This is a genomic window from Nocardia sp. CA-290969 (assembly GCF_050936135.1).
GTDB lineage: Bacteria > Actinomycetota > Actinomycetes > Mycobacteriales > Mycobacteriaceae > Nocardia.
Map to the genome: position 1 here is coordinate 3,963,330 of NZ_JBNJNJ010000001.1, position 10,823 is coordinate 3,974,152.

Consider the following 10,823-nt stretch of genomic DNA (forward strand, 5'->3'; position numbering starts at 1 on the left):
CTCAGATCAACTCCTGTTCCAGGTCGTGCTCCAGCACCGCCGCCGCGATATCGAGTGCTCCGGCGGTGAGGATGTCGTAGTGGTGGTAGGGCAGATTGCCGACCGGGCGGGTGCGGCAGCGCAGCGGCGGGACCGGCACATCGGCGAAGGAGGGGCCGTCGCCGCGGGCGCGCAGGAAGATGCTGCGATCCAGCAGGTCGGGTTCCACGCCGGTGGGCTGGTCCCGGAGCCGGTAGGTGTGTTCGACCACGGTGACGATCCGTTCGGCCAGGTCGCGGCCGAAGGCGGGTTCGCGGGCCGCGATCAGGTCGAGGAATTCCGGCCGGTTCGTCACGCGGGTGTCCAGGTCGGCGGCGTAGGGCGGTGCGGTACTACCGCAGAACACCGAGGCGAGGATCCGTTTGAAATAGGTGTTGCGGTAGTCGGCGTCACCGGTGTCCTCGGGCAGGCCGGCGATCACCGGGGAACCGGGTGCGATCAGGACCAGGTGGTCGACGCGACGGCCGGCGCCGGTGAGCTGTTGTGCCACCTCGGCGGCGATCCGCGCGCCGAACGAGTATCCGACGATCCGGTACGGTTCCGGCAATCCGAGCGCGAGCAGTTCCGCGACATCGTCGGCGACCAGCGCCGCGATCTCCGTATGCGGCCGCTCACCGGTGTTCAGACCGCGGGCCTGGACCCCGTACACCACCTGCCCGGGCTGGGCGAGTTCCCGCGCGAGCGGGCGCAGGCTCATCGGGTATCCGCCGAGTCCCGGCCAGATCACCGTGGTGGCGGTGCCGGTGCCCGGGGTCCCGGCCAGCCGCAGAATTCGCGAGGGGACCGCGGGCTCGTCGCCGGACCCGCGAACTCCGGGCGACTCCGGCGGCCGCGGAACCGCCCGGCCGGGGCCGGTGGCCGCGAGCTGCCCGGCGCCACCGGTGTGTTCGGCCGTCGCCGCGGCCAGACCGGCGAGCGTCGGTGTGCGGAACACGGTCTGCACCGGGAGGGTGCCGCCCAGTCGCTGTTCGAGGGCGCGGAGCAGCCGCAGCGCCGAGATCGAATTACCGCCCTGGTCGAAGAAGTCGTCGTCGCGGTACACGGGCCGGTAGCCGAGGATCTCCGACCAGATCCGCGCGACCTCGCGTTCCCGTTCGGTACGTGGTGGTTCGGTGTTGCGTTGCCGCGCCCGGTCCAGCCGGGCCGCCAGTTCGGTCAGCGCCGCACGGTCTTGTTTTCCGTTCTGCGACACCGGTATCCGGTCGACCACATGGATCTTCGCGGGCACCATGGCCCGGGGCAGCACGGTGTGTAGATCGGCGATCAGCAGTTCTTCCGGGCCCGCCATGTGCACGGCGTCCTCGGCCATGCCGGTACCGGCCAGTTGGGCGTCCGATACCCGGCCGCCAACCACGAAGTAGGTGAGTGAATCGGCAAGCGGCGTCTCGGCGAACAGTTCGTCGAATCGCCGGGCCGAAGGCAGCGGGCGCCCGGTCAGTGACGCGTACCCCGCCGACATGAGACCCAGATTCGCCCGCGTACCGCGCTGCTGGAGATGCGCGAGGGCCCGGCCGAGTTCGGTGAACCCCGTCCACCCCCGGTCCCTGGGGATGGTGAGGATGAGGCCGAAGGCCGACCGATCGTAGGAGCGCTGGTTGATGGCGATCACATGGCGCCGTTCGATCTTGTGCTCGGTGAGCCGCCGCGAACCGAATTCGGTGAGCCGGTAGATCCCCTGCGGCGTACTACCGATATCGCCGTGGACCTGGATCAATGCCTGCACTTCCGAGCGCGGCCGCGGGGTACTCGGTTGCGGATCGACAGCGACGGTGGCAGTGAGTTCGCCCTCGGGCACCCCGCCGGGCAGTTCCGCCACCACCGTTCGCAGCTGCCAGCCGTATTCGGCGCCGGCCTCGTCGAGGACGCCGAGAATATGGCCGGCTTCGAAATGCAGTACTTCCCGGACATTGGTGGAATACACCGATTCGATCACCCGGGCCAGCCCCACCAGGTGCAGGTGCACGCCGCTACGGGTGGCCGGGGCCACCCGGAAAAGGCTGTGCCGCAAGGGATGGAAGTAGTACACACCGTCGGCCAACCCTCGCAGGCCCCGCGCCTCCACGTACACCTGGGTGGCGTTGAGCGCGCCCGGCGACGCGTAGGCGTATTTGGGCAGCAGCCGGTCGGGACTGTGGAACGGTCCCAGCCAGCGCAGCAGCGCGCCCAGGGTGGCGAGGGTGAGCGGGCGGCGGGCACGGGTCACGTCGTTCGCTGCGCCCTGTACCAGAGCGGTCACCTCGGCCAGGGTGGGTGCGGTGTCGTCGAAGGTCCGATAGGTCTTGCGGGCGAAGACCCGGCGGCGCACCTCGGGGCGCGGCTCGGCACCCGGTAGTGCGATACCCGCGTCGTGCCCGAACTCCCGGACCCCGAGAGCGGAGAGTTGCGCCGTCACCTGGGTGCGCGTCGATTTGGACCGATGGTGACGCCCCGCCAGCTCTTGATCCATCAGCGGCGCCTCCTCGGGGTCGAGCTCGACGAAGCCCGCCAGCCGGGTCCCGCCGCGTTCGGGCAGCCACGGCACCACCGCGGCCGAGCGCACCCAGTGATGCTGTTCGATACGGGCCCGGACCTCCCCGGTCTCCACCCGGTGGCCGTTGATCTTCACCTGTTCGTCGTCGCGGCCGACGAACTCCAGGACCCCGTCCGCACGACGACGCACAAGATCACCTGTGCGATAACGGCGTTCGGGCGCACCAGCGTCGAGGGCCGCGGTGCGGAACTTCTCCGCGGTGGTCTCCGGCCGGCCGCGGTAACCGGCTGCCAGCTGTACGCCGCCGATGAGCAGCTCACCGATCTCGCCGTCGCGCACGAGCGCACCGGCCGGATCGACCACCACGGTGTGGCAGCCGGGTACCGGCCGCCCGATCGGGACCACCCGCGAGCCGGTGAGGTCGGCGGTGGTGAAGTCGAACCAGGTGGCGTTGATGGTGGTTTCGGTGGGCCCGTAGAGATTGATCAGTCGGGCGCCGGGCAACGTCTCCCGCAGCCGCAGGGCGAGCGGTACCGGTAGCGGTTCCCCGCCGCTGGCCACGGTGGTCAGGCTCGTCGCGGTGGCGAGGCCGGGCAGGGTGACCAGCTCCGACCACACGGTCGGCACGCACTGCAACACGGTGACCCGGTACCGGTGGACGTAGTCGAGAATGCCCTCCGGGCTGGTGTGGGTCCCGGCCGGGGCCACCACCACGGTGGCTCCGACCGCGTTCGCGAGCAGCTCCCACTGGGCCGCGTCGAACCCGGCCGGGGTCTTGAGCAGAATCCGGGCGCCCGGCGCCAAACCCAATTCTGCGGCCAGCCAGGTCATCTGGTTCGTGATGGCGCGCTGTCCGATCACCACGCCTTTATGTGATCCGGTGGTGCCCGAGGTGTAGATGGTGTACGCCGGGGAATCGGCGGCGGCAGATATGACCGGGGACCCCCGGTGGTCGCCGTCCGGCCGCCGGTCGATCGGCACGGTGCGGGCGGCGCCCAGGTCGTCAACACCGAAATAGCCGGTGCCGTGACCTGGCGGTTGTTCGACGCCGGCAGCGCCACCGCGGTACGTGCCGCCGCCGGGCTCGACCGGCACTGGCGCAATGCCCGCACCGTCTCCTCGCACAATCCGGCCGCCTACAAGGCATCACTGCTCGGTGACTACACGGTGAACGGCGCCGCACCCCGCAGTTTCCTCAACAGCCTCGCCGCCGAGCGGGCCCGGGCCGAAAGGACATAACCATGCGCACCACCCGATGGTTCGCCGGATTCTGCGCCGTGGCGGCGGTGGTGACCGCCGCCACGGCCTGCGGTGGCAGCACCGCGGACACCGATTCCCCGGCGTTCGTCTACATCACCAACGCGCCGATCGGCCAGAACGAGTTCCTGCAGCTCGGCCGCACCGGCACCGAGGCGGCCGCGGCCGCCCTGGGCGGTGGCGCGCGCACCTACGAGAGCAAGGACGAACAGTCCCGGCGCGCCAATATCGAGGCCGCGATCGCCGCCGGGCCGGAAGCGATCGTCCTGATCACCTACGAATTCGACGATCTCGTGGTCGAATACGCCGAACAGTACCCGGACCAGCAGTTCGTGCTCATCGATTCCTGCCCCGATCCGATTCCGGAGAATCTGCGCTGCGGAACATTCCAGGAGCACGAGGCGTCGTATCTGCTCGGCGTCGAGGCCGCCCTGCTCAGCCGCAGCGGCCATATCGCCACGGTCGCGGCCCGGGATTCCCCGTTCTTCCACCGCTGGTCGGATGCGTTCGCGCAGGGCGCCCGCAGCGTGAACCCCGCCATCCGCGACACCCAGCTGTTCGTCGGCGGCGACAATGCGGTGGGCGACCCGGCCCGCTCCAAGGAACTCGCGCTCACCGCGATCCACGCCGGCGCCGATCAGGTGTACGCGGTGACCGGTGGCGGGAACGGCGGGATCTTCGAGGCCGCCGGCGTTCGGCCCGGGGTGTCCGCCTACGGCGTGGATGTGAACCAGTGCCCGCTGGCGCCGGGCCGGATCGTCGACAATGCCATCAAACGTATCGACACGGTGGTGCTGGACCTGCTCACCGCCATCCGTGACGGTGTCCCGGGCGGCACCGCCAAGGCGTACGGCCTGGCCGAGGGCGGATCGACGGTCACCTCGCTCACCGACGACGCCGCCGCGAGCGGATGCGCGGTCCTCGGCCATCCCGAGATCGTGGCGCGGGTGCGGCAGGCCCGCGACGATATCGTCGCCGGCCGGGTCACCGTCCGCGCACCCGGCGAATAGGCACCGGCGTGCCCACGCTCGAACTCGACGGCATCACCAAACGTTTCGGCCCGGTGCTCGCCAACGACGGTATCTCGTTCACCCTCGGCCCCGGTGAGGTGCTCGCCGTCGTCGGGGAGAACGGTGCCGGGAAAACCACCCTCATGTCCATCCTGTACGGCCTGGTGAATCCCGATTCCGGACGGATCGTGCTGGACGGGCGGCCGGTGGAGTTCACCTCGGCGGCCGCGGCCATCGCGCACGGACTGGGTATGGTGTTCCAGCATTTCCAGCTCTTCGGCGAACTGTCGGTGGTCGAGAACATCTGCTACGGCGCCGAACCGGGCCGCTGGGGTGTCCTGCGCCGCGCCGAAGCCGTCCGGCAGGTGACCGCGCTGGCGGCCGCCCACGGGCTCGAGGTGCCGGTGCACGAACCGGTCGCGGATCTGCCCGTGGGGGTGCTGCAGCGGATCGAGATCCTCAAGGCGCTCTACCGCGGGGCGGAGCTGTTGATCCTGGACGAACCGACCGGTGTCCTGACCCCGCAGGAGACCCGTGCGCTGTTCCGGGTGCTGCGCACCTTCACCGCGCAGGGCCGCTCGGTGGTGCTGATCACCCATAAACTCGACGAGGTCATGGCCGTCGCCGACCGGGTGGTCGTGCTCCGCGACGGCCGGAAGGTCTTCGAATCCGCGGTCGCCGGCACCGGTACCGCCGAACTGGCCCGGCATATGACCGGCCGCCGGGTCGACCTGCGACCCCGGCGCGCGCCCGGCCCGCCCGGGGAGCCCGTGCTCCGGGTAACCGAGGTGCGGACCTCCTCCGGTCCCGGTGCTCTGCACGGTGTTTCGCTCACGGTGCGCGCCGGTGAGATCGTCGGCGTGGCCGGGGTCGCGGGCAACGGCCAGGAGACCCTGGCCGCCGTCGTGGCCGGACATCACGCGCCCGCCGCCGGATCGGTCGAACTGGACGGCGCCGAGGTGACCGGTCTGGACAACGGCGGCCGCCGGCGGCGCGGGCTCGCGCATATCCCCGAGGACCGCAACCGCGACGGGGTGGCCCCGGACGGTTCCGTCGCCGTCAACCTGGCGGCCGGATTTCACCGCCGTCCGCCGCTGGCGGTGCGGGGCATTCTGCGACCACGCGCGCTCCGGGCACACGCACGTGAGCTGATCGGCCGGTTCGGGATCAAGGTCGCCGATCCGGCCGACCCGGTCCGTTCGCTGTCCGGCGGTAACACCCAAAAGCTGGTCGTCGCCCGGGAACTCGCCCATTCGGCACGGCTGCTGCTGGCCGAACAACCCACCCGGGGTGTGGATCTCGGCGCGGTCGAATTCATCTACGAACGGCTCGACGAATACCGGGCCGGTGGCGGTGCCGTCCTGCTGATCTCCAGCGATCTGGGTGAACTGCGCACGCTCAGCGACCGGATCCTGGTGCTCTCCGCCGGGGTGATCACCGGCGAACTCGATGCGGCCGACGCCGACCCGGAAACGATCGGGATCCTGATGTCCGGTGGACGGTCTCCCGGAGTTCCTGTGCCGGACAGTGATTCGGTTGTCGCCGAGGTGGCCGGATGAGTGTCACCACCGAAACCGCCCGGCCACCGGCTCCGCGCCGGACGGGTCTGCGCCGCGTCTTCGCCGACCCGGACCTCCGGGTCCGCGCGTGCGATACCGGGCTGGCGGTGGCCGCCACCGCGGTCATCATGACCGGCCTGTTCGCCGCGCTGGGGTATCACCCGGGAACCGTGTACCGGACGATGTTGCAGGCAGCACTGACCGGTCCCGGATTGGTGACCACCGTGCAGCAGGCGATCCCGGTGATCGGGCTGGGGCTGGCGTTATCGTTCTGCTTCCGGGCCGGGCAGTTCAATCTGGGTGGCGACGGGCAATTCGTCGCCGGCGGGCTGGCCGGAACGGTGGTGGCGTTATCGCTGCCCGGCCCCGGCCGGCTCGCGATCGTGGTTGCCCTGGTGGCGGCCGCGGCCGCCGGGGCGCTCGCGGCCGGCGCGTCGGCGCTCGCGTTCACCCGGTTCGAGGCACCGGTCTTCGCGACCTCGCTGCTGCTCAACTTCCCGATCATCGCGCTCACCTCCTACCTGATCAACACCGTGCTGGCCGATCCGGGATCGAAACGCGACGCCACCGCGCCGATCCCGGCGGACCGCCGGTTGCCGGCGCTCGCGCCCCGGGATTCGGGGCGGCACGATCTTCTCGAATCACTGTTCGGCTCCGACAGTGTCATCACGCTGCTCGGCGCCGGGGTGAACTGGTCGGTGCTCGTGGTCGCCGCCGTCTTCGCGGTCTGCGTATTCGTGAACAACCGGCTGCCGATCGGCTACGAGACGGCGCTCATCGGCCTCAACCCGCGGCTGGCCGCCGGCGTCGGGGTGCGCACCGGCCGGGCGGTCGTGGTGAATATGGCCACCGGCGGCGCCGTCGCCGGGCTGGTCGGGGTGCTGGTCGTCCTCGGCTCGCACTACCGGCTCATCGACGGCGGACTCGACGGCACCGGGTTCGCGATCACCGCCCTGCTGGTGGTGCTGCTGGCGCGCACCAGCCCGGTCGCGGTGGTGGTCGCGGGATTCCTGTTCACCGCGCTGGGGGTGGGCGCCGCACAGCTCGAACGGGATTACGGGTTGTCGTCGTATGTGTCCACGGTGGTGCAGGCGCTGGTGGTTTTCCTGGTATCGCTGCAGCTGACCCCCGCTGTGCTCACCCGCCGCTGGGGAGTGCGCCGGTGAACCTCGCGCTGCTGATCTCTCCCGAGGTGCTCGCCGCCGTCGTCCGCTCGCTGGCGCCGCTGTTGCTGCTCGGTGCCGGTGGCCTGATCTGTCACCGGGCGGGCGTGTTCAACGTGGCCCTCGAGGGCCTGCTACTGCTCGGCTGCTTCACCGCCGTCGCCGCGAGCGCCTACACGGGCAGCGCCTTCCTCGGCGCCGTCACCGCGGCCGTCGCGGGTGCGGCCGCCGCGGCCGGGTTCGCCTTCGGCACCGTCACCCGCTACGGGCATCCGCTGATCCTCGGGTCCGCGGTCAACCTGCTCATCGCCGGGTTGACGACGTTCGCGCTGGAGGCCTTGTTCGGGGTTCGCGGCACCTATCAGAGCCCCGATCTGGCGCGTCTGCCGCACTGGTTTTCCGGCGCCGCCGGGATTCCCGGGATCGGGCCGGCGCTCGCCGCGCTGACCCCGCTGGGACTGCTCGCCCTCGCCGCGGTCCCCGTCACCCACCTGGTGCTGCACCGCACCATCGCCGGCACCCGGCTGCGCGGCGTCGGCGACCATGCCGAGGCCGCTCGCTCACTGGGTGTCCGGCCCGACCGCTACCGTTTCGCCGCCCTCGTGCTCTCCGGGATCCTGGGCGGTCTGGCCGGCGCCGAATTGTCACTGGGCGCGGTCGCCCTGTTCACGGAGAACATGTCCGCCGGGCGCGGCTGGATCATCGTGCTGGCCCTGCTGCTCACCGCCGGCCGCGCCGGGCCGCTGCTGCTCGCGCTGGCCTGCTACGCCTACACCCAGGCCCTCGGTTTCCGCCTGCAAACCGTGGGCCTGCCGATGCAGGTCTCGGACGCGGCACCGTATCTGGCGACGCTGGTGCTGATGGTGTGGTTCGGTGCCCGGCGCCCGCGGGCACAGAATCAGGCCGAGCGGAAACGTTTCTCCTTCGGCCACCGCGGCGGATGATCGCAGCACGGTCTCGCCCCCGATTCGGAGGGAATATCCATGACGACAGCCGCGACCTCGGCCGATACCTTCACCGCCGAATGGCAGGACTGGCATCGGCAGCAGGAAACGAACCTGGCCGATCCACACGGCTTCCTGGCCGTCACCGGCCTGCACTGGCTCACCGCGGCACCACAGCGGTTCCCCGGCGCGCCGGGTGCCTGGTCCACCGGACCCGACGGGGTCACGGTGGTGCTCGACGACGACGAGGAGCTGCTGATCGACGGGAACGCGGTCCGCGGCACCCATCGCTTCGGCGTCATCCCGGAACGAAGCGGGATCAACGCGGTCTGGGGTGACGCGGTGATCGAGGTCGCCAAACGCGGTGGACACGATATCGTCCGCCCGCGGCACCCGGACAATCCGTTGCGCACCGGTTTCCGCGGCACCCCCGCCTACGCTCCGGATCCGAAATGGGTGGTCGGCGGGCGGTACACGGCTTTCGCGGAGCCGCGGCCGACCACGGTGGGCGCCGCGGTGGAAGGACTCGAGCACGTCTACGACGCACCCGGGCAGATCGAGTTCGAACTGGACGGGCACGAAATGCGCCTCACCGCGTTTCCCGGGAAGGCACCGGGGCACCTGACGGTGTTGTTCACCGACGCGACCTCCGGTGTCACCACCTACGCCGCCAACCGCGTACTCCAGCTACCGCCACCCGAATCCGACGGTTCGGTGACCCTGGACTTCAACCGCGCGGTCAACCTCCCCTGCGCGTACACCGATCTCGCGACCTGCCCGCTACCCCCGGCCGAGAACCGGCTGCCGGTCGCGATCGAGGCGGGCGAGAAGATCCCCTACGAGCGCGGCTGAGCCGATGGCCGCCGGCGAACCGTCGATCACGAAACTCGCGCTGCTCACTCCCGGCAACTATCCCGACGGTGATCCCGCCGCCGGGCTCGAGGACACCCTGAGGCTGTTCGAATACGGCGAACGCCTCGGTGTCGACGGTGCCTGGATCCGGCAGCGGCATCTCGAGCACGGCGTGGGGTCGGCGGCGGTGTTCCTGGCCGCCGCCGCCCAGCGCACCAGCCGGGTCGAGCTGGGAACCGCGGTGATCCCCATCGGCTACGAGAGCCCGTTCCGGCTGGCCGAGGATCTGTCGATGGCCGATGTGCTCTCCGGTGGGCGGCTGCAACCCGGTTTCAGCGCGGGCACCCCGCCGCACGCGGACCTGATCGGCGATCTCGTCTTCGACGGCGACTGGCGCAGCTACGACCTGTCCTACGGCCGGATCGCCCGGCTGATGGACAATCTGCGCGGCAACTACCTGGGCGGCCCGGATACGGTGATCCACTCCCCCGGCAACACCCAGCGCCCCCGCCTGCAACCGCACAGCCCCGGATTGATCGACCGGCTCTGGTACGGCGGCGGCAGTACCCGCTCGGTGCGCTGGGCCGGGGAGGCCGGCCTCAATCTGCTCACCGGGAACATCGTCTTCGGCGAGCACAGCGACGATTTTGCCACCACCCAGCTGAGTCTGATCGACGACTACCGCCGCCGCATCGATCCGTCCCGGCCGGCCAGGGTGGCGGTGGGCAGGGTGCTCGTCCCCTTCGACAGCGCCGGCCGCGCGACCCGGGAACGCTACCGGCAGTATGCGGCCGCCCGGCACGACCGGACCCTCGCTCCGCAAGGCGAACGGCGAATCCTGTTCGCCCCGGATCTGGCCGGCCCCGCCGAGCAGATAGTCGAACGCCTAAGCGCCGACCCGGTGCTCGCCCACACCACCGAACTGCGCCTCGAACTGCCCTACGAATTCCACCGCGAGGACTACGAGCAGATCCTGCACGACACCGTCGAACTCATCGCCCCGGCGCTCGGCTGGAAACCCGCAGCGGCGACCCCGCGACCGGACTTCACGGCACCGGAACCCGAAGCAGCCGGCTCTCCCTGAGCCGATGCCAGGTCGGCGTCCAGACCCCGCACCCCGGCGGCTTTCGAGGTCGGCAGTGTCCACTTCAGTGTGCGGGTACCGAAACGCAGACCATCGTGGTGTCCTCGAACGCCTCGACGACCCCCGGCGCCTGCTCCGGTACGTGTACGTAGTCGCCCGCGCGAAGGGTTACGGCATCGCTGCCCTCGCCCACCCGGAGTGCTCCGCTGAGCACCACCCAGACCTCCGCGTAGGGAGCAGGCAGGTCGGCACACGCCCCCGCGGCGAAGAACGCCGTGTAGGCACTCATCGCCGCACCGGCCTCTTTGTCGAGACCGGGAGCTATGCGGATCCCCTCGCCGAACGGGACGGCGGCGCCGGCCACCGAGCTGTACTTGCGGGCCCGCGCGGGGGTGCCGGTCATGATGAATCCCTTTCTCGCCGGGTGCCGGCCGAGCATCGAGTT

Annotated in this window: 9 protein-coding genes; 7 read left to right on the forward strand and 2 right to left on the reverse strand. The window is 70.6% G+C overall.

Annotated features, from left to right (window positions below; translation table 11 throughout):
- Position 1 precedes the first annotated feature (1 nt).
- Positions 2–3,490 (reverse strand): alpha/beta fold hydrolase, encoded by a 3,489-nt coding sequence (locus ACQEVO_RS17850; protein ID WP_432914620.1) that lies wholly within the window; start codon positions 3,488–3,490, stop codon positions 2–4.
- On the opposite strand from ACQEVO_RS17850, the gene ACQEVO_RS17855 reads away from it, so the two are divergent.
- From ACQEVO_RS17855 to ACQEVO_RS17885, 7 genes are read left to right on the forward strand one after another with little or no spacing between them, the layout of a single operon-like run.
- Positions 3,458–3,748: a hypothetical protein gene (locus ACQEVO_RS17855; protein ID WP_432914623.1), complete on the forward strand. Its 291-nt coding sequence runs from the start codon at positions 3,458–3,460 to the stop codon at positions 3,746–3,748. The two genes, ACQEVO_RS17850 and ACQEVO_RS17855, sit on opposite strands and share 33 nt — an antisense overlap.
- A 2-nt stretch (positions 3,749–3,750) precedes the next feature.
- Positions 3,751–4,776, forward strand: a complete 1,026-nt coding sequence (locus ACQEVO_RS17860; protein ID WP_432914626.1) for a BMP family ABC transporter substrate-binding protein — start codon at positions 3,751–3,753, stop codon at positions 4,774–4,776.
- A gap of 8 nt (positions 4,777–4,784) precedes the next feature.
- Complete coding sequence (locus ACQEVO_RS17865) at positions 4,785–6,335, forward strand: ABC transporter ATP-binding protein (RefSeq protein WP_432914629.1); 1,551 nt, start codon at positions 4,785–4,787, stop codon at positions 6,333–6,335.
- Complete coding sequence (locus ACQEVO_RS17870; RefSeq protein ID WP_432914632.1) at positions 6,332–7,501, forward strand: ABC transporter permease; 1,170 nt, start codon at positions 6,332–6,334, stop codon at positions 7,499–7,501. Before ACQEVO_RS17865 ends, ACQEVO_RS17870 begins: the two co-directional genes overlap by 4 nt.
- Positions 7,498–8,442 (forward strand): ABC transporter permease, encoded by a 945-nt coding sequence (locus tag ACQEVO_RS17875; RefSeq protein ID WP_432914635.1) that lies wholly within the window; start codon positions 7,498–7,500, stop codon positions 8,440–8,442. Before ACQEVO_RS17870 ends, ACQEVO_RS17875 begins: the two co-directional genes overlap by 4 nt.
- A gap of 39 nt (positions 8,443–8,481) precedes the next feature.
- Positions 8,482–9,294 (forward strand): DUF1684 domain-containing protein, encoded by an 813-nt coding sequence (locus ACQEVO_RS17880; RefSeq protein ID WP_432914638.1) that lies wholly within the window; start codon positions 8,482–8,484, stop codon positions 9,292–9,294.
- 4 nt (positions 9,295–9,298) lie between these two features.
- The gene (locus tag ACQEVO_RS17885; protein WP_432914641.1) at positions 9,299–10,378 is read left to right on the forward strand and encodes an LLM class flavin-dependent oxidoreductase; all 1,080 of its coding nucleotides are present in this window, start codon (positions 9,299–9,301) and stop codon (positions 10,376–10,378) included.
- A 64-nt stretch (positions 10,379–10,442) separates the two neighbouring features.
- Here ACQEVO_RS17885 and ACQEVO_RS17890 read toward each other — a convergent pair whose 3' ends face one another.
- Positions 10,443–10,781 carry a cupin domain-containing protein gene (locus ACQEVO_RS17890; protein WP_432914644.1) on the reverse strand — a complete coding sequence of 113 codons (339 nt, stop codon included), beginning with the start codon at positions 10,779–10,781 and terminating at the stop codon, positions 10,443–10,445.
- Between the last annotated feature and the right edge of the window lie 42 nt (positions 10,782–10,823).

Bases quoted from the DNA above. Each gene is read 5' to 3' on its own strand.
- ACQEVO_RS17885 (WP_432914641.1), top strand. From the start codon at position 9,299: ATGGCCGCCGGCGAACCGTCGATCACGAAACTCGCGCTGCTCACTCCC.
- ACQEVO_RS17890 (WP_432914644.1), bottom strand. From the start codon at position 10,781: ATGACCGGCACCCCCGCGCGGGCCCGCAAGTACAGCTCGGTGGCCGGC.
- ACQEVO_RS17880 (WP_432914638.1), top strand. From the start codon at position 8,482: ATGACGACAGCCGCGACCTCGGCCGATACCTTCACCGCCGAATGGCAG.
- ACQEVO_RS17870 (WP_432914632.1), top strand. From the start codon at position 6,332: ATGAGTGTCACCACCGAAACCGCCCGGCCACCGGCTCCGCGCCGGACG.
- ACQEVO_RS17860 (WP_432914626.1), top strand. From the start codon at position 3,751: ATGCGCACCACCCGATGGTTCGCCGGATTCTGCGCCGTGGCGGCGGTG.